Below are 24,242 nucleotides of genomic sequence, written 5' to 3'. Positions count from 1 at the left end.
CATTTACCAATTTCTTTTCCTTCTTTATTTTTGGCTAATGAGTGTGTAAGCTTCCATTATCAAAATAATATTTAGTTCTTCCAGTTCTTAATCCATTTTCAAATCTTTCAATATATTTTAATTGACCGTTAGAATAAAACTCTTTTCTGTCTTTAATTGTTTTTTCATTTTTGTCAAATTGTACTGAAAGTTTTAGCTGACCATTTATAAAGTATTCCTTTTTATTAATTAGTATTCCGGTTTCATAACTTTCAGCTTTTTCTAATTGACCATTTTCAAAATAGTATTTCCAAATTCCAACTCTTTTTTTCCTAATAAAAATAAAGTTTCGAAAGAATATAGTTATCTTCCTCAGTTGTTTCTTTTTCCATCATTAAATAAACTAAGTCAAATAAAGATTCGACACTCTTTTCTGACTTCTTTGTTTTTACAAATTCAGAATGAGCTTCTATGAATAGTTTTGTTACATTTTCGATTTGATTTTTCAAATTACAACTAACTCGTTATTTCAAAATAAATACTATGTTACCTCATTGCTATTTTGTTAAATGCACAACATCCCTTTAGTTAAAATAAAAAGTACTTTACTGATTGACAAGACTGGCTACAAGAAGTCAAATATATCGGTCCCATATCACAGTCTGTTATTGTATCGGTATGAGTAGTCGCTTGATTTTTAACAAGCTTAGTAAGTACACACCAATCTGAAAATCCGTGAGGAATTTCAGAAGTAGGCGAGAACAAGCAATTAATTATAATCATATTTGGGTGTCGTTATTTCCAAAATTTAAACCATTTTTTCTGAGAGAATGATTTTATATTAGTTTGCCTTTCCTTATAAGAATTAGGATTATTATACTTTTCTTTACAAGAGTAATATTTCCAATAGTTATTTATATCAATTCCTGTTTTCTCAAATTCTTCATAACCATTTCCATAAACCTTTCCATTTTTAAAATTTATAGCATTTGTAAATACTCCTGTTAAATAAACTTCTGAAAGATGGTAAAGCAAAAAATCTTTTAGTTTCAACCTTGCAATTAATTCTACTAAAATTAATCCCTCGTAGTCTTCAATGTCATTATAGTCAGATTCATTAGCATCTTTAAAAAAACCTACTACTTCATTGTCAAATATCTCTTGAAAACTTTTAAACTTCTTTGCATGACTTTCTATTGAATTAAAACTATCTTCATTAACTGGAATAATAAGAAATCCATTTTCATTAAAATGATGGACTTGTTTATCCAAATTAATTTTTTCTTTTGTTATAATCAATGATATATTCTGCGCCATTTTTAATTATAGTCAAGGTTTTTGTAAATGGTGTTGGTCATTACTTATTTAATATGCGGCCTGCAATCATATTTTCTTTCTTTTCAGCCCAATTACCAATGTCCCAATAATAATATTCGCTCTCTCGATACTCTCCTAAATTTAGAGCGTCGAATTCATCTTGGTTGTCTTTTGTTTTGACACCAAGACTTTTTAATGCTTCATTTATACCTACTTCACTCAAAATTTTTCGTTCATCCTCAAAGTATGAGGCATATTGTTCTCCTATTCCGCCAAAATAATCTGTTTGGATTAATGCGAACTTTTCGAGACCAATTTCTTTAGCAATAAATTTAGTTAATTTGCAATCCCAACTGAGATTTATACTTTCGGAATCAGAAGATTTATTTAGTGTTTCTTCAAGTTCAATCATTGCATCAAAATCTAATATTATGATTACATAGTTACTTTCAAATGCAGCAGCAAGTCCTAATTCTTTAATTTTTTCTTTATTCACATTGTTTTCTCCAATAATTGCTGAAATATTGTGCCCCATCTTTTGTTTAAATTAATACCAACAGTAATACTTAGTTTAAAGGGAAATTGCCTTGTAACTCACCCTTAATTTTCTTTTTTATTAAAAATATATTCATTTTTTTTTGCGTAATCCTCTATGGGTTCTAACCCAAGTTGCTTTCTTTTTATATTAACATTTTTCACATCTTGAATAGGGTATATTTTGTTCTTTTTTAAATCATTATCCCAAACTGCTTGCGTACCAAAAATTTGTTTCTGCTTTTTTCTCATTAAAATACGGTCTTCAAGAAAGGCAAGATGCCAGCCTTCAGACTCTCCATTTTTTACAGATTCACGTAATAACGGAAGATATTTTTCTTGTGTTTCTAAATCTGAATGCTGGATGGTAAGCCAAATGGCTTGGTTTGCAGTACTTCCAACTCGGCTTTGGCCAACCCAACCATAGTTATCTAATATTTCAAATAATTTGTTGGAACTTATACTATCTTGCCTTTGAATTTGAGACCAGATATATTTATATTCTTCAGATTCACGACCAAATTTTTCAATAACGTTAGGCAATAAAAGTCGTAAGGTTTGGTCTTCAACCTTTATACTTTCAAGCTCTTTTTTTAAAATACTATCCGTTTTATTTACTTGATGTTTAATAATATCAAGTCCTTGTTTTAGGATTTCGTCTTTAAAAATGGTCGTTTGTTTTACATAGTTTGTAGGTATATATTCTTCTCTGATTGTACCATTTATATGGTATATTTTTGCTCCTGAAAGCTTGTAACCATACTTTTGATGTTCAAAACCAAAATCGAACACTTCACCGGCTAACCTACGCATTTCGGTGCCGACAATTTTACCTCTTTCCATACCTTCAAAACCAATAGCGAGTCCTTCGCCCATACTGCCTGTCCAACGTCCAGCCAATACCACAACAGGGTTTTTATACGTATTCCCTCTTGGTATTACATATTCAACCCAGTTTCTCTCAACACCTGGATTACCTTCCGATTTTTCAATAAATACGTGTTGCTGATATGGTCTTTTATCGACAATAAATCTGCTCATGATTCCACGGGCTTCATAAGAATCTCCACCAAAGATTGTATTTCTTAAATCAATGACAATACCTTTTGACTCAAATAAATTGTCTAAAGCTTTATCAAATTCGGTTACCAAATTATCATTACCTAAAGAATTATTAATTCTTATTATACCAATATCATCTACAGTTTTAACAGTAAGTAAATCAGTATTTTCTTTTAATTTAATAGCGTCAATATCCAATTCAATTTCTTCATTATCGGATAATCTTAAAGTTAAATTTCTAGGTTCATTATACCGACCTGCGAGTATTTTATTGGCAATCCATTCTTTTACTTCGGGATTAGTTTTGTCGTTGCAATGTGTTGGAAAATCATTAATTGCTTGCTCAAAGTTTTTTCCGTTAAATTTTAGAATTTCTGCTCCGATTACATTCTGATTTAAATTTTCTATTTGGGTTTGCCAAATATTCGTGATAATTGGTTTTTCATTTTCAATTGTTGCATAAATTGGTGCAAAAAGGCGATATGAAGAATTCCTGTTTGTGTGAAGCGTAAGGTGGTTGTCGTAAAATTCGTCTAATAAATATTCAAAAAAAAGTACAGTATCTTCTTCTGTTTGTATGTTTTTAATCTGGCTAGAATAATACGCTTTAATACATTCTAGACTTACATTTTTTTCATTGAGATACACATAGTTTTGTGAAATATCATTAATAATTTCATTTAAGTCTTCTCTTATTTCTTCTTTATTGACTGTATTTACTTGCGAATAGCAATTAAAAATGAATAAGGTAGTAAAACCAAGAATAATGTATTTCATATAGAGTAATTTTAAATTAATTTAAATGTCTTTATTAATTTCTTCATTATTATTTTTTTGTTTCCAATTTCTATACAAGCCTAAAATCAATCCAATTGTTCCTAAAGAAAAGCAAACTAAAAACCAAAAAACAATATTGTATTTGTCAATAAACAGGCGATAAATAAATGTGAACAAAAATAAAGTGAGCCCAACAAATTGCCATAAGATGTCTTTTTCTAATGTATTGTCGTTATAAATATCTTGGGGTAAGTTTACCAACACTTTTAGTTCGTTCCAATCCCAAACTATTAACATAATGTTTGCCAACAGCATTAACCCTGTTATTACTGGCGTGAAGGCGAAATAGTAGGAAAGCGTTATTATAAAAATGTTTGTTATAATTGGAAGATTAAACAAAGCCCCCAACTTGGAATATCTTTGGGTCATTAATAAAAACCCTGCCATTAATTGTGCAAATCCAATAAATTTCCAATACAAACCAGATTGGTACATCGTTTCAAAAAAATGCCACGCACTATTTATTGGGTTTAGTTCGCCACTTTCACTTGTAAAGCGATTTCCTTTAATTTTAATCAAACTTGCAAAAACAAATGTTCCACCAATTAAATATCGTGTGTAAATGACAAATATTTGGGTAAATACATTGCTTTTTTTTTTCTTTAAATCAACCATCTTTTGAGTTTAAAACTTTTTTAATTTCAATACGTGTGTTCATACAATTTAGGTTTTGTAATTCCTTCGTCCTGATAATATTCTTTGTTCATTTCAAAGTGCATTTTGGTCATTTCTTACAGAGTAATTTTAAATTCGTTTAAATGTCATAATAGTATCTTCATCATCACCGGAATTGATATTCCCAATTTCGAAAGTTTCATCATTAATAATTTGATAATGAAAAACTTTTGACGTTGTTTCGTCAGCTTCGTTACTACTTAACTCAATCATTCCATCACCTACTAGTTGAATTGAGAATGTTCTAGAAATCAGATTCTCTCCATCCAAAACTCTATTTTCTTGAAGTTGATTACTTTTAGAGCTAAAAATTAATGTGGTTCTATTGCTTATTGGTGTCACCTCGATAAATTCTCCCGTTAAAATTCCATTTAAGATTTTAGGCTCTGAATCGGAATTAGAACAAGAAAGCATTCCACAAACTGCTAATAGTATTATAATTGTTTTTTTCATTTTTTTTGTTTCAATTTAATTTTTAAGTTTAGGTAAAATGTATTTTTCAAAAATTAATTCAGGTTGTTGTGTTTTTCCATTTCTATAATTTCCAGATGTAATTACAGTAACCGTTTTTAAACAAGGAATAACAAAAATATATTGACCTCCAGCTCCTCTGGCTTCAACAGCCTCAAAATTCTTTCCGTTAACTCGATAGGTATTGTGCCACCACAAATAACCATATCCGTTTTTTTTAGGTACATTCTCTAGATTACGGTAGTTTTTAAATGAGTTTTTAACCCACTTTTTAGATAAAATACGTTTGGTTTTCCATTTTCCTTTATTAAGATATAGCTCTCCAAATTTTAGCATATCTCTTGGCGTTAGATACATACCGCCACCAAAATAAGGTTTCCCTGTATTATCTGTCTGTATAATATAATTTGAAATTTCAAGTTTTTGAAACAGGTTTTCATCCATAAACAATTCCAATGGTTTAGAAACAATAGAATCCATTGCAATACCAAGCAAATATGGATTTGCTGAACCATAATTTGCCTCTGTATTTGGTTCATTTATCATTTCTGCTTTTAAAACCGTTTCTGTCCAATCTCGTGTGGGTTGGTAACTGTTCTCTGATGCAAGTGATTTCCTTTCTCTCGTATAATCGTCGGCATCTAATCCTGAACTCATTGTTAATAGACTTTTAATATCAATTTTAGTTTTTATACTGTCTTTATGTGTTTGATATTTATTTGGTAGAAAATCAAATATGTATTGCTCAACACTTGTTAATAATGATTTGTCTTTTGCAATACCAACAATAGCAGATGAAATACTTTTTGATGCTGATTTCATATCGTGTGGAATGTTTGGGTTATAGCCATCAAAATATTTTTCATAAATAACTTTTCCTTTTTTTGAAATTAAAACAGAATGCGTGTTAATTAATGAATCCTTTGAAATAAGCCTTTCCATTTCGGAAAGTTTGATAATTGACGTTTTATTATCACTGTGGAATCCACCAATTTTCCAATCGGTTGTAGATTTCTTTAATATTACTTGTGAAATTTCATATTTGCCCAAATAGATGCCTAATTGTATTTTATTCTTCATTAATTTTCCTTTAAACTGCAATCCTGTTTTAAAATCAGTAAAGGAAATAATGTCATTTTCTTTTTGAAAATTATCGCACCAAGTTCCTGTAAATCGATTATCGCCAAAAACAGGGTAAGCTTGATAATCATTTCCTTCTCCATTTTCAACACTTAAATAAAAATCATCTGATTTTAATTCATCTACCATTAGTAGATTCCAAGTTCCTGTGTAGACGTTGTTTGTTGACCTTTTTAGTTTTAAATGATACAAAAGCATTCCAGATTTTATAAACCCATTAATTTCTTGACCGTGTTTAGAAAGTATACCTTCAAAGAAATAGTTTTCTGCAAACGGTATTTTTAATATTGAAGAGCTGTTTGAAGCATATGGATAGTCAATAATATTCTTATTATTCGAAATTTTGAATTTCGCATTTTCAAGTCCTAAATTTTCTATTTCAACTTTTAAATTGAATGTTTTTGTATTTTCAATTTTCCCTTCCCAACCACTTGTATACTCGGTCATATCCTGAGCATATGTTGAAGATGAAAAAAGAATTGTAAGTAATAGTATTATGTTTTTAATGTTCATTTTTTTGATTGATTTTATATTAATAATTTGAATTCGAGATTTTTACAGTTTTATTTATTAAGCATTGTTAATCCATTATTTTTTTTACACTTTCTAATATAGTTTGAAACCTATTATCTATAAGTTCAAATTTCATATTGATTTTCTTTCCTGTATTGGTATTGGTTGTAGCATTAAATTTAGTGAATTGAATTTCTATTATTTTAGTTTTTTCATTATAAGCTAAAACCATTTTATCTTGATAGTTGAAACCTTGATGTTGGGCTATTTCTATGCTTCCATTTTTACTTTTAAGACTTTTTAATTCTTCATCTTGAATATAGAAAGGCAAATATTCTATTTTTTGATTAGAAAAGGATATATGACTGACAAGGATGTTGTCGTAATAATGATTCCCATTTCCACTAACAAAATTTTGTATAACTAGGAAAGTAGAATCATACAGAGCATATATTTTATTTACTATGTGCGAAATATTCCAATCTTCGTAAAACGCTTCTGATTTTTCTAGAGTACTTTCAGAATATTCTTTAGCATATTGGTATGTTTTTTTTAAAGGGTCATACAGGTAAACATCAAATGTTTTTCCTCCTAGTTGTTCAACTCCTGTTAAATTAACAATATCGTAATAACCATCTAAATTCACATCGGATCTTATATCCAAACTAGTATGGTTGAGAACGAATACATTTTGCCGATTGCACCCTCCAAAAAAATTGCCTAAAAAATAATAATTTTCATTATCGGATGTGATTTTTAAAATTAATGGATGATAAAGAAGTTCAAACGTGTGAAATTCAAAGTTTGAATTGTGCATACCTATTGAATCTAAACCGCTTTTTTTTAAGCAAGTTGTCAACCCCTTCAATTTTGATAAATCTTGTGAATTTGAAACCAACCCTTTGGCTTCATCCTTGCTTAAAGGTATTCCATAATAAATACTTCTATACTTGTTTTCAAATTCACTATCTGTTAAAACGTCTTTTTTCAGCGGTAAAAATTCATATTTTAAATTGGTCAATATTTTGTAGTCAGAACTAATAAATTGACAGTAATAAGTGCCACTTCCACAAGCTTGCCCGTATGAATTTAAGCCAAACAAAAAAGTAGTGAATATTGTAATATAGAGTATTCTTTTCATAATTTTTAGTAAACGGTTTAGGTGTATGAGTAGTAGCGGATTTCTACTCTCAAACCTTTCGGCTTTGCATTGACCTTTGTTTTATGTTTATAATTTAGTTTATCACTTTCACTCTAATTGTTTTTAGCATTGTTATGTGCAGTTATTTTTTCCAGTTTAAAAGCCCATTGTAAACTCCTAACCAAATCAGTCCGTGATTATCTATGTCCAATTTTTTATAATTCCATTTTATCTTTTCATTATCTGAACTCTCAAGAATCTTGATGATTTCTTGTAATGGTCCGTCAAATTCCTTTTCGTAATTGTCGCCATAACCATTTTCAAAGTAGAACTCCTTATTTTTTGACAAATCAGTTTTCACAAACTGTTTAAATCTGTCCACAAATTGTTTTTTGTCGTAATTGTAATTAGGACTCAAAAGTATGTTGTAGTCGAACAGGTTGTCTGTTCTCATCGAAGCGTATGTTATAAAAGTTGCTCCTAAAGAATGTCCGATTGCCAATCGGTAATCTTGAACTCGATAATTTTTTTTCAGATATGGTTCTATTTCGGTTTGAATGTGTTCGATTAATTTATCCGCATGCCCCATTGGTGGTTCATATCTCTCCAATGTCTCTTCGTGATTGTTAGTTGGTAAAAACTCATCCCATCTATCTTCTGTTACAACTCCAACAATAATTACTGGCTCTATTGTGTTCATTGACAGAAGTTGAATATTTCCACATATGTAGTTAAAAATCCTCGTGTTTTGAGCGTCAAAAAGATAGAGAACTTTGAAATTTTTATCTTTTTCCCAAACATATTCGTCAGGAATGAATATTTGTAACTCTCTTTTTTTCTTATAAACCTTTGATTCGATAAATACAGTTTTTGATTCCGCATAATATTTGTCGGGGTCAAGTTCTTCTTGTCCGAAAAGTGTAATCGAAAAGAGTAATATTCCAATTAATGATATGGTTTTCATTAATATTCTTTTTGTTTGTCGTTTAGAGGCTTTATTTTTCTTCAATTCCATTTTTAAATATTTTCAACATTTCTTTCCAAGCATTTTCTGAATGAGCTTTGTCGTTAGAATCTAAAAACCCTTTTCCATTTAGAATAAGTTCGGAAGTGTCTTTTCCTTTTTGTTTTATTAAAAAACTCAATTCGGTATAATCATCAGAACCTGATTTATAATAAGTATAAGTTAATCGTTCATTCAGATGAAATTCTGTTATTATTGCTTTGTCTGTAAATTTCAAATTATTTTTTAGTCCACTAAAACTTATTGTCTCCCCTTTTTTCCAGGATTTACATTTTACAGACATTTTTAAAACATCAGATAATTTTTCATTCGATGTTAACATTCTCCATATATCACTAATATTAGCTTCAATTTCAATTTTTTTTCGAACTTTTAAAGAATAATCCATTTCAATTTTTTTATATAAATTTAAGTTCAGTCACTATTTTCATCAAATTCACCACAACTCGCTTTTGCTTATTAAAATTTGGTGTAATCCATATTTATTAACTGATTCTTTTTAAGATAAATATGTTCTCTTTTAGAGTCAATAATCACATTAAAACGCTTAAGCACATCTGCACCTAATACGCTCATTTGTTGCTTCCCTATTTTTCCTTCAAAAAAGCCTACGGGAACATCTATCAGCTTTAAAGTTCCTAATCTCAATTCTGGTAATACACCTCTTTTAATTTTTAGTGTATTACCAAATGAATCTTTCAACTCCTTTTCGTCTATTATTTTAATTTTCTCGCCTATTTTATTATCAGCAACAAATTTATCATCATACAAAATCGCTCCACCATAACCGGAATGAATGAGAAATTGATTTCTATATTCCACTCCGCTAATGCTACTTATAGCTTCAATATAAAACCTGTCATTTTTAATAAGCAAAGGCATTTTTACATATTCTTCTATTTTTTTAGGAAGCTCTTTATTTAGAATAATTATACTATTATCAAAATCTATCTCAATTACATAACCCTCAAAAAAGTTGAGACCAAATTTACCGTCTGTAGTTGGGCCCGAGTTTTCATCTTCCCATACAGTAACATTATCTCTTTTTATATTTCCTATTTCTATTGTGTTATTCTTACTATATCTTGATGTAGCTCTTCCTCCCCAGCTTCCTAATTCAATTTGAGAACCCCAATGAATATTCTTTAGATTTTTAGTAGTTTTTTTAGTTAATATTACTGAATTAGCTGCTGTATGCAACATTAAATTTAATGTATCCGTTTTATTCAAAACTACAGATACAACTATGTTGTTATGACTAGTTATTTGAAAAGGTATAGAATCAACATCACTTTCTTTTTTACTTTTTATAATTTCTTGTCCATATCCAATCTGGCAAATACATACTAAAAAGGCTATTTTAATAATTTTGAAGATATTTTGATTATTCATAACGTTTTGCCTTATCTAATATTTACTATTGATATTAAAATTTTGTTTCATACTTTGCTTTTATCTGTTATTTATTAGACTCAAAATATTTTCATGAAAATTATGTTCGTTAATTCCTATAGCATTATCAAGGTTTTCAAAAAATCGCTCTCCGTCTTTTCCAGAATAAACCAGTAATAAAAGCTCATCAAAACTTTTTTTATCCAACACTTCATTCGTTAAAAAGGCACTGATTACATAATAAGTAAAATGACGATTTATGGATGATTTTCTACCTTTTTTAAATTCTTCCAAAAAATTAATGTTTGGATTCTTGCGAAGTTCATCCTTGAATTGTTGTTTTAACTCATCTATACCTTCATAACTCAATCCATAGCCTCCGTAATACGTTGATAGACCTTGAACAAATGGCCAATATATGTTTTCTTGATTTGGAAGATTGTAATATAAATAATCTCCTATGTAACCAAAAACATAATTTTCATTACCTGTACCCGTCATATATATATTGCCACCATTATCAGTAAAGCCTAAATCGTAGCATAAGAAATTGCACTGTCTAGCACTATATAAAAAACCATATGATTTTAATAGTTCGTCCAAGCTTTCAAAACAATAATAGTCTAGTTGGGTAGTTTGTGTTTTTGTTAAGGCTGATAATTTATCTTTAAAATCTGCAAAATCTTCAGCATTTTCTTCATTGATTGAACTACTAAAATGATAGGTTACATTCTTAAACGTCTTTGATTTAAAGTTTGCTGTATTTTCTTCAAAAGGACAATAAAAACGATAGTAACCTTTATAAGGAATAGCTTTCAATTCTGTAATTTGAAATACGAAAGGTGTTCCATCCTGTATGCCAGTAAATGCAACGGTAATTTTATAATCTTCACCATTTGGGGTAAACGACTTTAATATACTTGGGTCATTAAATTTTATGGATTCATTATCATGACCTATTCCTGCTAACTTTCTAAAGAAAAAATTGTATTGTTTTAGATGTAATCTATCCACATATTTCTGGGAAAAAGAATTGTTTAAAGCTTCTGTTAAAAATCCATTTAAAGATTTTTCTAAAACTGATGATTTTATACTGTCTTTTTCCGCTAATTCTAAATTGAAGTTTCTTTGCACTTTAACTTGCCCATAAGACAGGTTTAGCATAAAAGTACAAATAGCTATAAGTCGAATTGTTTTCATTATCTTTATATTTTAATTAATCCCAAACAAATTTTCAGACGAATAATCTTCTTTACAGATGTATACACTTGTTGTTTATAGGCCTCATCCTTATTCATTTCATCTAAAATAGAGTTAATGGTTTCGGTTTCATCAATCGGCATCAGCAACATATCATTGCCTGCTTTTGAGGCTAACAATGGTGCATTGTCAATATTGGTAACCGCCTTCATAATATTTAGTGCATCTGTAATGATAATACCTTTGAAGCCTAATTTCTCTTTCAATAACCCTGTTACTATATTTCTTGAGCAACTAGCAGGAAGTCCATTCGTGTTATAAACCGGGTTGTTTTTTATGGTAATATGTGCCATCATGATAGATAATACTCCAGCTTCAATGAGTGGCGGATATACGTCTAACTCTTGTAAAGCACCATCAATATAGACCGATTTTTTATGTGTGTCTCCTTTTACCAATCCATGACCCGGAAAATGCTTGGCGGTAGCTACTATACCTTGTGATTGGCTAGTTTCTATAAATTTCTTACTTAAGGTAATGACTTGATGTTTATCACTTCCAAAACTTCTATTCTTAATAGCCTCATTGTTCGGGCTTACATCAACCACAGGTGCAAAATTTTGATGAAAACCAATTTGAAGTAAATGATTATTTATTGTTCTAGCAATAGAATCAGATTGCTTAACTGTTTTAATATCAATTGTATTCGTAATCGGTTCAGTGCCTTTTAACCTACCATTGAATAGACTGGGCTCTGCATCTATTGAAAAAAGTAATGGAATTTGATTCTTTTTATTAGAAATGGTGTTGAGGCTACCTATTAGTTTCTTGTGGTTTTCTTTTGTACCTTTAAGAAATACAACGCCTCCAACTTTATTTTCCTTAACTATATTTAAAACCACATCATTGGGTTTTCCCAATTCTCCTGCCGAAGTTATAATCATTTGAGCTACACGCGTGGTATCGTTTAATGAATTGAAAATTCCATCTACCTTGTGTTCAATAACCGGGTCATAATTATAAAAATTATGTAGTTGATTTGATTGTCCATAGATAAGAAAAGTACCAGCTAAAAAAATATATGTAAAAATTAATTTTTTCATTTAAAAACTATTCAATTATTAGATTTATCGATTTAAAGGTATTTCGTTTATCCAATTAAAACCTCTATTCATTAACAAGAAGTCCTTTTCTGTTTTACGAATAAAATTGCCTGTTAAAGTATCGTTGTCCATAATTACTTTAAAGTTATATATAGAATCTTATTGTTTATAATCAACTATGTATGATTTTGTTGAGTCACTAAACTTTGTTAAAGTTATTTTTCTCTCAATTGTGTCTATATCATGTTTGAAGTATAGTGTTTCATTAAGTTTTTTAACAGATAGCCATCTAGTATTGTATATCTGCATGTTTTCCCAACGGACTGTATCTTTAAAATGAATTAGTTCTTCACCGTTTTTTTGAAAATTATCCATTTCAAATAGTCCGTATAATAGAGGTTTCCCCTTAAAATTTGGATAAATTTTAAAGGTGTAATTGTAAACGTTATAAAGAGAAATCCCTATAATAAGTACTTTAAAAACTTTTAGAGCTTTATTTATCCCCTTATTTTTAAAATAAGGCCTTTTAGAGTGTGATAAAAGTGCTGTTCGATTGGTAAAGAAAAACTTGATCAGCACATGATAATTTTCTGCCAATAAAAATAAAAGCAATAGTACTAAATGTGTTGAAATAATTTTCACTGGTATATCAAAAAAATAATTAACTGCCATTACATTTAATGCGGTCATTAAAGAAATAATAGCACCTATTGTAACCGTTTTTCTGAATAGTAGTAATACCGCAGCAACTTCCGCAATACCCATGAAAATATTGTATCCTTTAGAAAACCCCATAATTGTCCATGCTAATCCCATAGGTGAAGAGTCACCATAGATTTCTGTAAGCCTGAATAATGATGGGTTAGGAAATTGTGTTTTAAATAATTTGGCAAAGCCATAATTCATAAGCATAAACCCAACATAGAATCGTATGGCCACTGTCAACCAATAATATAATTTATTGTAATTGGATGATTTTCTATCTATTATAGACCAAATAAGAGTCGTTAAAATTGCGAATAGAAATATGGTAAAAAACAATACATAATCATAAGTTGTGTCCCCGCTTCCATTAGAGCCTGTTCGTATTGTATAAGTAATCCCTAAAATCGTTTTTCCTACCCATGGAATAAACTCATAAAGAAAGTTTTGATAAAGTGTTGAAATACGGTTAAACTCTGGATAAGCAGAATTATTATTTATTAAAATAAATAACAGAAAATATGCAAAAAAGAATCTAAATGTTATCTTTTTTATTGTACTCCAAGGACTTACTGTCGTGTTTGTTTCAGAAACCATAAAGCATATAAATAATAATTATTCGTTGATAATTTGAATAGCTTTTTCAAGTACTTCATCTTTGCCACTTTTAATTCCATTTATAGTAGGTTTTATGATTATGTCAGGGACAATGCCCACTCGTTGTGTATTAGTTCCATCAGGGTAGTAAACACCTATTCCAGAAATCATTGTTCTTAAACCACCAGGTAAGAATATTTGAGAAACATTGCCATCTGCACCAGCTGTCGTACTGCCAATTACGGTTGCATTTTTACTAGCTCTAAAGGCCATGGCATGATACTCGGCACTACTTTGCGTTTTTTCATTAACTAAAATAACTAGCTTACCTCTGTAATAATCTTCACTTGCAGGAATCTTTGTATTTTCATTAATAGTAAACTGCCCTGGATTATTGACATTTCCTTTACTGAATTTTACAAAGTCTGTAGGTTCATCCATGAAAAAACTCCCTAATGAGAATGGGACAAAAGCTGATGGATAGTTACGTATATCGATTATGATTCCTTTGGTATCTTTTAACTGTTTTTTTATTTCCAGAACATCTTCATCTTTAATATTTGCCAAGGTTATATAGCCAATATTATTGTCTAGTATTTTGAAGCATTTTTCATTTTCATTAACCTTAAACCAATAATACATATTAAGTTCATTCCCTTTATATAGTTTTAAATGATGTATACTTTTCTTATTACTAGTGATATATTCTACCTCAATGATCTTATCATTAGAACGCAACAAATCTTCAGAAATATTTCTTAATCTAGTAGGCTTATTTGAAGCTGGATAATAAATACTTAAACTATCCACTAAATGCTTTATTGACTTACCCTTAATTTTAGTAATTACATCGCCTATTTTGAGTTTTGAGACACTTGCCAATTCAGGATTGTAATAATCTGTAACAACAAATTTATTTTCTACAAATTCAGCTTTAAAAGGTGCATAAAAACTACCTCTTAATTCTTGAATTTTATCTCCGCCTCCCCATAAATTAGCATGGGTGTCTTTTACATCTCCAATTATTTGCAAAGCAGCCAGCTCATAATCCAGCTCTGATTCTGCATTTAAAAATTTAGGAATATACTCTTTAAGAACTGTATCCCAGTCTTTATCTGTTATATGCTTATTAGGAAAAAAGTAGTTAATAATGTTCCAATATCGATACAAAGACAGTAACCTAAACCCCTTATCAGGAAAAGGCATATTAAGATATGTATTCTCATTAGAAAAATCTGGATTTTGAACTCCTTCCTTTAGAGAAACATAAAAATTATCTCTTTGATTTCTATTATTAAATATATGGTTAATTGAAGCCTTCAACTCTGATGAAACATCGTAGTTTTCTATCCAAGCGAATTCTGTTTTAGGATCAATACCCTCAATACTTTTACTACAATTTTCGCAAATAGGCACTGACGAATATTTTTTTATCCAATCTGTTAGTAGCTTATCCCTTTCATTGGTGTTACTAACTTTAAGGTAGTTTGGTAACATCCTAAAAAGTTCATAATCCCAATTGTATTCTCCAGCAGCAATAGTAGGGTGATGATATTTGACAAACCCCCAAACCTTTCCTAGTAAATCTAGGTTATTAATTGTTTCCTTATCTAAATCTGAAAACGAAATATCCGACCCTTTATCGAAAGCTTTGTCCTCTTCAGCAGGTTTTAATTCTCTTTTAATTATCTCTAGATTGCCATCTTCAACACTTTTACCATCTACTGTAATTTTAAGATTGTCTATCCACATCTTTCCTGTTCCCACTAACAAAGCACCAAAAACAATATTATCTGTTTTTTCGGGGTTCATCTGTAACTCTATCTCATACTTCTGCCAATCAGTAGTTCCTTTTACTCCATTATGCATCATATTATCAAATGCAATTTGAGGATCTATTCGCATCCATAAACCAGCATACCCTTCTGTGATATTTTCAGTTTTTATATAACCTGAAAAGACAATGGTTTTCCCCTTGTAATTTTCAGATAAGCTAGATACCAAAACATTAACATTGTCAGCCTCATTATTACCCTCTATAACTAGTGAATAATTACCCTTTTGAACTGTAGTTGAATCTAATTGAGTTGTATAGCTGCCTTGAGCATTATTTTTCCAATTTTCAGGAAACCTATTACTATTGATTACCTCAAAATCAAGATTTAAATTTTTATTTGTTTGAGAAAATACTATTGTTTGTCCTAAAACAAATAAAACAAGGGTTTTTAAAATTAGGTTTTTCATATTAGCTTATTTAATTTTAGCTTGTCTTAAATATTATTTTTATATGTTATAGACGCTCCAATTTTTAGAGTTGTTGCAAGATTCAGTTAATTCTTTACTATTTTGGGTCTTATTATTTTTTAAATTGGTTAAGCAACCTACCTTAGCAAATGCTATATTACCAATGCGAATTGAGCTTGTGTTTCTATTGTCGTTAGCAAAGACACTGACAATAAAGACAATAAATAGATTTGTTTAAAATTTATCATTTAAAATTTGATTTTTTATGTTGATCGTGTGCTAATATAAATTAGTATTCGACAAAAAACGTTCACTTAAGTTAAGTAATGTTTTAGCCTTAAAATCACAATCCTAAACTACTTATAGATTTTTCATTTATTTGTCTCTTTAGGCAGAATTATACCTTGTTGGTAGTCTATTTAGGTATTCAAATATCTGTTATTTACATATTGATATCGCTTCCCGATAAATCCTTTCATAATTCAACTTCAAAATATCCTTAGAATATAATTTAACGTTTTTGGGTACTTCTTTTTGGATGGCTTGCAATTTGAATTGAACCTTTTTATCCTTACCATCTGCAAAGGCAATAAACTCGCCTTGTTTCAATCTAAAGAAAACATCGGCTCGTCGTTTGGAAACTTCTTTTTCGCCTTTGGTTACACGGCTTTCCCAACTTAATCCGGTGCTTTTGCTGATGCTGTGCGTAGGTGTTTTGATGATTTCAAAAAAACGCTCGTAATACTTGGCGGTATCTGGATCGTTGACCTTTCCAAAAAATTGATAGGACAAATTGCTCAAAATGGCTTTGCTCATATTGTTACCATACATAATATCATTTTGAACTTTGTCCTGCATCACATAGATGGTGGCTATATCATAACTTCTAAGCGTAGCCGGAACTCGGTGCATATTGAGTAATTTAATGGTAGGTGCTTCTTCCATCATTAAAAATGAAGATTGTTGCCCTCTAACGCTCATTTGTTTGATAACCGTGTGCATAATTGCTGCAATGATTGGCGAATAGGCTGATTCATATTTCGGATGATTTACTATGGAAATTACAGCTGGATTTTCCTTGCTGTTTATGTTCAGCGGCACTTCATCTTTCGATAGTGCCATAAACAATTGCTGTGAACTTATTTTTTAAAGCATTGACCAATGTGCTTTTTACACCAGCGGTTTGTTTATCGGAATCCATTCCGTTAATAAAAGCACTTAACATACTTTTTGAAGTAAGATTGGAACTTAAAAAGGAAACCAATTATTTGGTGATTATTGATTGAAAAATAGCAATCAATTGAGGTAAGATGGAAAATTGTGGGTGTTTTGTTCAAGTTTCCATATCATTCCGTCCAATAAGCCTTCAACGGCATCGTTAAAGAATTTTAAGGTACTGTTTGAGCTGGACTCATTAAATTCCAGAAGATTCTCGATAAGAACTTTGGATAATTCATTGACACTTTCCTCATTGGGAAAATACCTTGGTGCAATCGGATTGACACAATAATGGATTTGGTCAAAAGCAATAGTATGGAATTTTACGTCCTTACCTTTAAATCAAGGGTAGGCTATTTCGGTAAGTTCAAAATTCTTGTAATCGTGTATAATACCAGAATATTGATGGGCGCTAATATGCTGAAAGAAGTAATAAATGAGCTTAAAAATACATGGAGTATAGACTTTGTAACCAAATGATTGGTGTCAAATGCACGAAATAGATTTAAGTATATTTAATCAGGAAAGCAAATTCAAATTTGGATGAATGATTATAACAATTAAAAGACTACACAACAGTTTAGGGGAAATATCACCAGTAAAATCCGCCAAGCTTAATAACTCTGGGGCTAGCCTCAGAGGAATTAAAAACAAAATAAAAAAAATAATCTTGAAAAACTAAGCAGTTCTAATTAAGGGAAACTTAAACACTTATGGGTTGAAATCAGTCTTATAGTAAAAAGTATTATTTCTAACTCAATTGTAGGCTTTCCGTATTTACAGAATGAAACTTTTTCGAACTTTTAGTATCATTTGTCTATAATTACTTCTTATTGAAACGTAATTTGCAACCTTGATGTAAGGGTATTACAAGTTTAGTACCTAGATTCAAGAAATAACCTAAAGCATCTTATTCAAAAACATTTAAATAGCATAAAAACTATTAATGAACGTAAATCATATCTCTTAAAATAACTTGGCTTCATACAATCAATAATATTAAAGCCTGGACCATTAAAAACCTATTGATAGTATTGCGCTTTTAAGGCTTACCATAAATAGCAAAACCTACATGTCTAATTTCAAATTAAGTTAATTTAGATAGGATTAGATTCACATCGTCGTTCAAAAAGTTCGAACTTTGTCCCATCGCGGTCACGAATGAATGAAAAAAAATTAAGTCAAATCAAGCTTGCTTGAATTTGTAAGTAATTTTTTTTCATTATCAAAGCGTAGCTTTGAGGATCACGAAGCGCAGCGAAGTAATCCTAAAAACAAAAAGGTGAAATCAAGCTTGCTTGAATTTGTAAGTAATTTTTTTTCATTATCAAAGCATGGCTAACAATAGTATTTAAAGTAGTAAAAAATATTTTATGGGCGAGTCTAAAGTTTTAAGCATCATATTAATTGTATTATATTTTTGTACAGGAATTATACCAAGTTTTGGCTCAATTGAGCCAGCATATTCACAGTGGTTATATATTTCTATATTAAATATTATAGGTTTAATTTATATTTATATTAAGCGCAAAGATTTTCAGTTAGAATTTAAAAATAAATTAGTACTCCTATTCTTTAGCTCTATAGTGTTGTTTTTTATTGCTGCCTGGATTTCGGTTTTTAAAGCAGATATAATTTCAGAAAGTGTTTTCGAAATCTCTAGATTATCTACTATTATTATTGGATTTCTAATCTTGTTTTTTATAATAAAACACAACCCTAAAGCCTATTTTAATGTTTTAGTAAAAACTGCGATTATATTTTTAGCATTTGAAGTATATACTGTTTGTAGTCATTTTTTTTCACAAAGTAATGTTCCCAGAAGTTTAGATTTAATTAAGTCTTTAAAACATAATTATGGTAGTTTTAATATTTTAGCAACTAGTCTAGCTATAAAGTTTCCTTTTGCAATCTATGCATTTATTTATTTTAATAAATTTTGGAAATATTTTTCAGCAGTTATAATAGTTTTAACTATTACAGCAGTATTTTTTACTAGTGCCAGAACATCTTCTTTAAGTTTAGCTCTTATTTTAACCCTGTTTTCGATTGTCTATTTACTGTCTAATAAAACACAATTTATAAATTCATTATTAAAAAAAATTGTGCCTTTAGTGCTTTTCACTTTAGTTGCCATTTTTCTTTCATTAAATACCAATAGAATTAAGAGTAGTGCGTTTAATAGTTTCGAAGATTTGTTTTTTCCAAAAAAAGTGGATAAGCTTTACCAATATGATTTTGATAGTTCTTTAACAAGCGATAGTAATAGGAGTGTGTATTGGAATACTGCTTTAAATGATTTTAAAACATCACCATTTATAGGAGTTGGAATAGGAAATTGGAAATTACAATCTAAACAGAATATCTTACAGGTTTACTCGGTTGACCAATATAAATATCCAAAAAGAGTTCATAATGATTTTTTACAAATACTAGCAGAAACTGGTATTGTTGGCTTCACTTTTTATAGTGTAGGTCTAATAATTATTCTTGTAATAGTTTTTAAATTATTTTTTAATAAAGCCAATAGGGAAGATCGACTAATTTATTTGATTTTATTTTTGTCTGTTATTGCCTATATGGTTGATGCCTTTTTTAATTTTCCTCAAGAGCGTGCACCAATACAAATACAATATTACACTCTTGTTGCAGTTTTGTTAAGTTTTTATGCATTAAATGGGACAACTTATAAAATTAAGTTTAAACCAACGTTTATACTTTTATTTGTAGTTGGGTTAGCGTCTTTTATCGCTAATCTTCAGGCATTTAAGTCTTCACTTGTACAAAAAATAGTATATGATAGTTTTATTGGAAAGGACTTATTAACGACGACTTACGATATACCATATAACAAAATGGCAAATGACTTACCAAAATACCCTCTTATAGGTACTATAGGTAGGTCTTTAGAGCATCCAAAAGCTATGTTTGCTTATTCAGAAGGGAAGTATGACTTGGCGATGGACCACATTAATAAAGCAATAGAATTAACGCCTAACTTACACGAGCATTATGGATTTAAAGCCATATTATTTTATCAAGTAGATAAATTTAAAAATATAGATAGTGCAAGGTATTATGCTGAAAAGACCTTTAAAATGCAACCATCGGTTAAAGCAAATTATATTATAGCTAGAAAATATTATAAAGAAAAAAAGGATACGACAAAAATACTAGAATTAGCAGATGCCTATTTAAAAAAAGTACCAAATGATACAGATGAATGGATTGCCAGAGTGCATTATACCAGTAACAGTAAGGAAGCACTTAAAATTATAGATACTGCAATTAGTTTAAATCCAGGAAATCAACAATTAATAGAGCATAGAAAAAAACGTTTTCAATTTACTAATAAAAACAAAGTAACAAAGCTAAAACCTGCAAGAACCGAAGACCAACGTTTTGTCAAAAAATATTATGATTTGGGAATGCAATATTTTACAAATAAGGAATACAAAAAGGCATTAGCCGAGTTTCTTAAAGTAAAGGAAGTTGAGCCTAACAATAATGCCATATTAATAAACTTGAGTTTAGTACAAATTAAACTTAAAAAGTATGAAGATGCCATACCTAATTTAACTAAGGTTATTGATTCTAACTTTATGTCTAATGGCCAGCCAGAGTATAATAGAGCTCTATGTTATGTGCGATTAAAAAACAGAAAAATGGCTGAAGAGGATTTTAAAAGAAGCATTGAAAAAGGATATCCAAAAGCCATTAAATTAAGAGAAAAGTTACTAAAAGAAATAGATTAATTACTTTACCCACAATAGCCAATTTTAAAATGCATGAGTAGTAATACGCTAAATGTTTTAATACTATTACAAGAAAAAGAGTCGCCACTTGTTTTTAGGATTATAATTCTATTATTAACTTTAGTAACAACTATACTTGTAATCGTAGTTCTTTTTCGAGGTGTTTTTAATTTTTTTGAAATGGCACAAGTAGAATTATTTAGGAAAAAGCAATTTTTTAATCACATTTATTTTAAAAAGAATCAATTGCCTGATGAGTTTAAAGAAATCTTGAATCAAGACTTTAATTTTTACAATCGATTAACTCCAAAGCAGAAAACTAATTTTGACCATAGAGTCCAGTTTTATATTACAAATTGGGAATTTATAGGAAAAGATATTGAAATTACAACTACTATGAAAGTTTTGGTTGCAGCTACTGCTGCTAAACTTACTTTTGGATATAGAGACTATAAAATAGAAACTATAAATAAAGTAATTATTTATCCAAAAATATACTTCTCTACAATTAACAAGGAAATGCACAAAGGTGAATTTAATATGGCATATAAAGCCTTAATTTTTTCTTGGGAAGATTTTTTGAAAGGGTATAAAATTACTAACGATAACATTAATCTTGGTGTTCATGAATGTATTCACGCTATGCATTTTTCATTTTTAAAATCAAGAAAATACAGTACCAGTTCAGCAATTTTTTTAGATTCGTTTTATGAGCTAACAAAAATGCTAGATGATAATGCATTGTTAAAACAAAACCTTATTAACTCGGAATATTTAAGGGATTATGCTTTTGAAAATCAATTTGAATTTATCTCTGTAATAGTCGAAAACTTTATAGAAACACCTGAGCAATTTCGATCTAAATTTCCAAGAATATATGCTAAAGTAAAAGAGATGCTCAACTTTAATTTTGCTGGGTATTAATTTTATAACGTTTTTTAAGGAATTGTAAGTGTCGTTGTAATTTGATCTGACCAAACATCATCATTGTCTTTACATCTTAATTTTATAGTGTGTTGACCTTGACTAAACACATGATAGATTTGATTAATAGGAATTGTAATAACCACATCATCTATAATATATTCATATTCTACTATAAATCCGCCTAAATAGTTGTCTTGATCAAAACTACTTGAAGCATCTAGCAAATATTCGTTATCTGCAATTTCTTCAACTAATTCTAATGATAATCCTGAAATTGGACTTAAGTTTTCATGAAATTTAATTTCAAAATAGGCAGATTCTTGTGCGCCCCAAGTATCTTCAACAGTTACATTAAAGGTTTTAATTGTAGGTTGATTATTTCTTACTGCTAACGATAGGGAATTAAGGTTTACAGTAGCTGTATTTACATAAGGAGTATCATTAATAAAAAATATAAGTTCTTCTGATAAAGAATTGATACTTAATGTTCCAAAATTATTATTAAAATCTCTAGCTCTAAAAGCAACAGGATAATTTAAGTTATTAGCAGGTGTCCATACTTTAGCATGACCTTGGATGATACTTCCGTTTATATTATTCCAACCATTACTATCGTTAGTGAAATATTCTAAATTTGGACTAACATTTAATTCTGATAATGATGCATCTTTATCATCACAACTCATTACAATTATGAAAAAAATTAGACAGAAATATTTTGAGAATAGTTTCATAGTTTAATTTTTTATTAATTTATATGTTTTACTTTCTCCATTATAGGTTAGTATTGCCATATATACAGCACCAGCACCTTCTGCATTAAATAAAGGATTATACCATGAATACGTGTTTTCCCCTTCAGTAGCAGTAAACTCTTCAACAAAAAGGACTATTCCATTTAAATTTTGAATTCTAAATACCACTTGTGTTGTATTAGATACAGTTAATTTTAAATTTAATTGTTGTTGAACAGGATTAGGAAAAAAACTAAACTCATCGTTAGCAGGAGGATTAATTGCATCTACAACAGCAATACCATCATAAGGTTTTACTTTTATTAATTTTGTAAGTGTTTCGGTTCTAGTTATACCAGTAATTACAGTAGTTACATCTACGCTAACAGTATAAAAGCCTTCTTCATTAAAGTAATGATAAACTGTTTCGCCAGTATTTGTATGTCCATCTCCAAAATCCCAAATGTGTTGGTATATTGGGTTAACTATTCCTGTATAAAACCCTAAAAACTCATCTTGTTCTAGTTCTATATAAGTAACCTCTTCGCCAAGATCATTAATTTCTGTGACTTCATTTTCTGGTTTGGTATGAAATATTTCTAGATATTGATCGACAATAATAATGGGTCTATTTATTGAGGTTGTTCCGCAAGAATTCATAATTTCAATTGTGTAAACTCCACTATGTAAATTATCTGTAGCATTATTATTAGCAATAATGTAAGTATCTGCAATTCCGGTTTCAAAACTTGATCCTGTTGGAAAGATTTGAACATTGTCTTTTAAAATTCTATAGGCTTCTTGGCCAATAGCATCCCAACTTAAAATAATGGTTTCGCCTGTTAAAAATTCTAATTGATTTGGTAAATCATTAATAAAGGCTGTATTTATTTCTGGTAGAGGATTAATGTTTATTAAAACTTCTCCTTGCGTAGTGCCACAGTTGCCTAAAGTAGTATCTAAAGCCTGTACAGTAAAGCTTATTGAGCTTACATCTGTAATATCGTTAGGTGTGTAAGTAAAAAATCCTGTGCTATTGCTCTCTATTTGTTCAGTATTTGCAAATAAGGTAAATTGGGTAGCGTTAGTTGAATTAATTGAAGTAGTAGAGATTATTATATCTTCATTTTCACAAAAATTAAGAGTCTCAATTCCATTAGTATTGGTAACATTTATATCTGTAATAACTAAACCTTCAATAATTTGAAATGTTGTAGTTAAAGATGTAGAGCAGCCATTGTTATTTAGTGCAATAACTTCTAATTGGTAGGTGCCTTCTTCTAGATTGATACCTGTTGTATAGCTGTTTGAAGAGCTAACTAAATTACCATCTAAATAAAAGGTATAGCTATCTGTATTATCGGCAGTTGCTTCAAAATTAATAGTCTCTCCTTCGCAAATAGTATTACTTGTATTTGGAGTTAAAGTAAGATTTGCTGGCGCACTTAAAATAGTAACATTAAAACTAGATTCGTTAGCACAGCTATTTGGTGGAGTTCCTACTTGATTGTAGATAAAAATGGTTTGCGAGCTAGATATTAAATCTCCAGCACTAAATGCGGTTCCTGAACCATCGGTTTCAGAAAAATAATTACCATTTGTAAGAGTAGGCAGTGTATAACTATCACATGCTGTTTGGTCTGTAAGTGTATCTACATTTGGTAAACCACTAATAGT

General features: G+C 29.6%; 19 protein-coding genes and 1 pseudogene. 2 read left to right on the top strand and 18 right to left on the bottom strand.

Annotated elements, in window-relative coordinates; translation table 11 throughout:
- Window positions 1-34 precede the first annotated feature (34 nt).
- The 16 genes and pseudogenes from ACVC5O_RS13880 to ACVC5O_RS13805 all read right to left on the bottom strand — a co-directional run.
- Window positions 35-316, bottom strand: a complete 282-nt coding sequence (locus ACVC5O_RS13880) for a toxin-antitoxin system YwqK family antitoxin (RefSeq protein WP_452222385.1) — start codon at window positions 314-316, stop codon at window positions 35-37.
- A 458-nt stretch (window positions 317-774) separates the two neighbouring features.
- Complete coding sequence (locus ACVC5O_RS13875; RefSeq protein ID WP_452222088.1) at window positions 775-1,296, bottom strand: hypothetical protein; 522 nt, start codon at window positions 1,294-1,296, stop codon at window positions 775-777.
- 40 nt (window positions 1,297-1,336) lie between these two features.
- Window positions 1,337-1,831, bottom strand: coding sequence for a hypothetical protein (locus ACVC5O_RS13870; RefSeq protein WP_452222087.1), 495 nt, complete (start codon window positions 1,829-1,831; stop codon window positions 1,337-1,339).
- A gap of 65 nt (window positions 1,832-1,896) precedes the next feature.
- Window positions 1,897-3,669, bottom strand: a complete 1,773-nt coding sequence (locus tag ACVC5O_RS13865; RefSeq protein WP_452222086.1) for a DUF6624 domain-containing protein — start codon at window positions 3,667-3,669, stop codon at window positions 1,897-1,899.
- Between the two features lie 21 nt (window positions 3,670-3,690).
- Window positions 3,691-4,344, bottom strand: coding sequence for a hypothetical protein (locus ACVC5O_RS13860; protein ID WP_452222085.1), 654 nt, complete (start codon window positions 4,342-4,344; stop codon window positions 3,691-3,693).
- Window positions 4,345-4,473: 129 nt separating this feature from the next.
- Entirely contained in the window at window positions 4,474-4,857 is a 384-nt protein-coding gene (locus ACVC5O_RS13855) for a hypothetical protein (protein ID WP_452222084.1), read from the bottom strand.
- A 15-nt stretch (window positions 4,858-4,872) separates the two neighbouring features.
- Window positions 4,873-6,528, bottom strand: coding sequence for a serine hydrolase domain-containing protein (locus tag ACVC5O_RS13850; RefSeq protein WP_452222083.1), 1,656 nt, complete (start codon window positions 6,526-6,528; stop codon window positions 4,873-4,875).
- Window positions 6,529-6,595: 67 nt separating this feature from the next.
- Window positions 6,596-7,669: a hypothetical protein gene (locus tag ACVC5O_RS13845; RefSeq protein ID WP_452222082.1), complete on the bottom strand. Its 1,074-nt coding sequence runs from the start codon at window positions 7,667-7,669 to the stop codon at window positions 6,596-6,598.
- A gap of 142 nt (window positions 7,670-7,811) precedes the next feature.
- Window positions 7,812-8,633, bottom strand: a complete 822-nt coding sequence (locus tag ACVC5O_RS13840) for an alpha/beta hydrolase (RefSeq protein ID WP_452222081.1) — start codon at window positions 8,631-8,633, stop codon at window positions 7,812-7,814.
- 31 nt (window positions 8,634-8,664) lie between these two features.
- Complete coding sequence (locus ACVC5O_RS13835; protein WP_452222080.1) at window positions 8,665-9,081, bottom strand: SRPBCC domain-containing protein; 417 nt, start codon at window positions 9,079-9,081, stop codon at window positions 8,665-8,667.
- A 71-nt stretch (window positions 9,082-9,152) separates the two neighbouring features.
- The gene (locus ACVC5O_RS13830) at window positions 9,153-10,085 is read right to left on the bottom strand and encodes an aspartyl protease family protein (RefSeq protein ID WP_452222079.1); all 933 of its coding nucleotides are present in this window, start codon (window positions 10,083-10,085) and stop codon (window positions 9,153-9,155) included.
- A gap of 60 nt (window positions 10,086-10,145) precedes the next feature.
- The gene (locus ACVC5O_RS13825) at window positions 10,146-11,285 is read right to left on the bottom strand and encodes a hypothetical protein (protein WP_452222078.1); all 1,140 of its coding nucleotides are present in this window, start codon (window positions 11,283-11,285) and stop codon (window positions 10,146-10,148) included.
- Window positions 11,286-11,290: 5 nt separating this feature from the next.
- Window positions 11,291-12,388, bottom strand: a complete 1,098-nt coding sequence (locus ACVC5O_RS13820) for a glycoside hydrolase family 3 N-terminal domain-containing protein (RefSeq protein ID WP_452222077.1) — start codon at window positions 12,386-12,388, stop codon at window positions 11,291-11,293.
- 159 nt (window positions 12,389-12,547) lie between these two features.
- Window positions 12,548-13,687 (bottom strand): hypothetical protein, encoded by a 1,140-nt coding sequence (locus ACVC5O_RS13815; protein WP_452222076.1) that lies wholly within the window; start codon window positions 13,685-13,687, stop codon window positions 12,548-12,550.
- Between the two features lie 18 nt (window positions 13,688-13,705).
- Window positions 13,706-15,931 (bottom strand): S41 family peptidase, encoded by a 2,226-nt coding sequence (locus ACVC5O_RS13810; protein ID WP_452222075.1) that lies wholly within the window; start codon window positions 15,929-15,931, stop codon window positions 13,706-13,708.
- Between the two features lie 438 nt (window positions 15,932-16,369).
- Window positions 16,370-17,590 (bottom strand): annotated as a pseudogene (locus ACVC5O_RS13805) (type IV secretory system conjugative DNA transfer family protein); the annotation flags it as partial.
- 932 nt (window positions 17,591-18,522) lie between these two features.
- Between ACVC5O_RS13805 and ACVC5O_RS13800 the strand changes: the two are divergent.
- Both ACVC5O_RS13800 and ACVC5O_RS13795 read left to right on the top strand, forming a co-directional pair.
- On the top strand, window positions 18,523-20,904 hold the full coding sequence (locus tag ACVC5O_RS13800) for an O-antigen ligase family protein (RefSeq protein ID WP_452222074.1): 2,382 nt from the start codon (window positions 18,523-18,525) through the stop codon (window positions 20,902-20,904).
- A 33-nt stretch (window positions 20,905-20,937) separates the two neighbouring features.
- Window positions 20,938-21,828 carry a zinc-dependent peptidase gene (locus tag ACVC5O_RS13795; protein WP_452222073.1) on the top strand — a complete coding sequence of 297 codons (891 nt, stop codon included), beginning with the start codon at window positions 20,938-20,940 and terminating at the stop codon, window positions 21,826-21,828.
- A gap of 14 nt (window positions 21,829-21,842) precedes the next feature.
- Here ACVC5O_RS13795 and ACVC5O_RS13790 read toward each other — a convergent pair whose 3' ends face one another.
- Complete coding sequence (locus ACVC5O_RS13790; protein WP_452222072.1) at window positions 21,843-22,565, bottom strand: hypothetical protein; 723 nt, start codon at window positions 22,563-22,565, stop codon at window positions 21,843-21,845.
- Window positions 22,566-22,568: 3 nt separating this feature from the next.
- A partial coding sequence (locus tag ACVC5O_RS13785; protein WP_452222071.1) for a PKD domain-containing protein occupies window positions 22,569-24,242 on the bottom strand: 1,674 nt, incomplete at its 5' end.

The sequence above is a fragment of the Lacinutrix salivirga genome (genome assembly GCF_053604675.1).
The sequence above is the reverse complement of the archived record's forward strand: the minus strand, read 5'-3'. Positions and strand labels throughout refer to the sequence as shown.

Excerpts from the sequence above, each read along its gene's own strand:
- ACVC5O_RS13830 (WP_452222079.1), bottom strand. The coding sequence starts at position 10,085 with ATGAATAATCAAAATATCTTCAAAATTATTAAAATAGCCTTTTTAGTA.
- ACVC5O_RS13795 (WP_452222073.1), top strand. The coding sequence starts at position 20,938 with ATGAGTAGTAATACGCTAAATGTTTTAATACTATTACAAGAAAAAGAG.
- ACVC5O_RS13815 (WP_452222076.1), bottom strand. The coding sequence starts at position 13,687 with ATGGTTTCTGAAACAAACACGACAGTAAGTCCTTGGAGTACAATAAAA.
- ACVC5O_RS13825 (WP_452222078.1), bottom strand. The coding sequence starts at position 11,285 with ATGAAAACAATTCGACTTATAGCTATTTGTACTTTTATGCTAAACCTG.
- ACVC5O_RS13865 (WP_452222086.1), bottom strand. The coding sequence starts at position 3,669 with ATGAAATACATTATTCTTGGTTTTACTACCTTATTCATTTTTAATTGC.
- ACVC5O_RS13835 (WP_452222080.1), bottom strand. The coding sequence starts at position 9,081 with ATGGATTATTCTTTAAAAGTTCGAAAAAAAATTGAAATTGAAGCTAAT.
- ACVC5O_RS13790 (WP_452222072.1), bottom strand. The coding sequence starts at position 22,565 with ATGAAACTATTCTCAAAATATTTCTGTCTAATTTTTTTCATAATTGTA.
- ACVC5O_RS13855 (WP_452222084.1), bottom strand. The coding sequence starts at position 4,857 with ATGAAAAAAACAATTATAATACTATTAGCAGTTTGTGGAATGCTTTCT.
- ACVC5O_RS13820 (WP_452222077.1), bottom strand. The coding sequence starts at position 12,388 with ATGAAAAAATTAATTTTTACATATATTTTTTTAGCTGGTACTTTTCTT.
- ACVC5O_RS13840 (WP_452222081.1), bottom strand. The coding sequence starts at position 8,633 with ATGAAAACCATATCATTAATTGGAATATTACTCTTTTCGATTACACTT.
- ACVC5O_RS13875 (WP_452222088.1), bottom strand. The coding sequence starts at position 1,296 with ATGGCGCAGAATATATCATTGATTATAACAAAAGAAAAAATTAATTTG.
- ACVC5O_RS13800 (WP_452222074.1), top strand. The coding sequence starts at position 18,523 with ATGGGCGAGTCTAAAGTTTTAAGCATCATATTAATTGTATTATATTTT.
- ACVC5O_RS13845 (WP_452222082.1), bottom strand. The coding sequence starts at position 7,669 with ATGAAAAGAATACTCTATATTACAATATTCACTACTTTTTTGTTTGGC.
- ACVC5O_RS13870 (WP_452222087.1), bottom strand. The coding sequence starts at position 1,831 with ATGGGGCACAATATTTCAGCAATTATTGGAGAAAACAATGTGAATAAA.
- ACVC5O_RS13810 (WP_452222075.1), bottom strand. The coding sequence starts at position 15,931 with ATGAAAAACCTAATTTTAAAAACCCTTGTTTTATTTGTTTTAGGACAA.
- ACVC5O_RS13860 (WP_452222085.1), bottom strand. The coding sequence starts at position 4,344 with ATGGTTGATTTAAAGAAAAAAAAAAGCAATGTATTTACCCAAATATTT.
- ACVC5O_RS13850 (WP_452222083.1), bottom strand. The coding sequence starts at position 6,528 with ATGAACATTAAAAACATAATACTATTACTTACAATTCTTTTTTCATCT.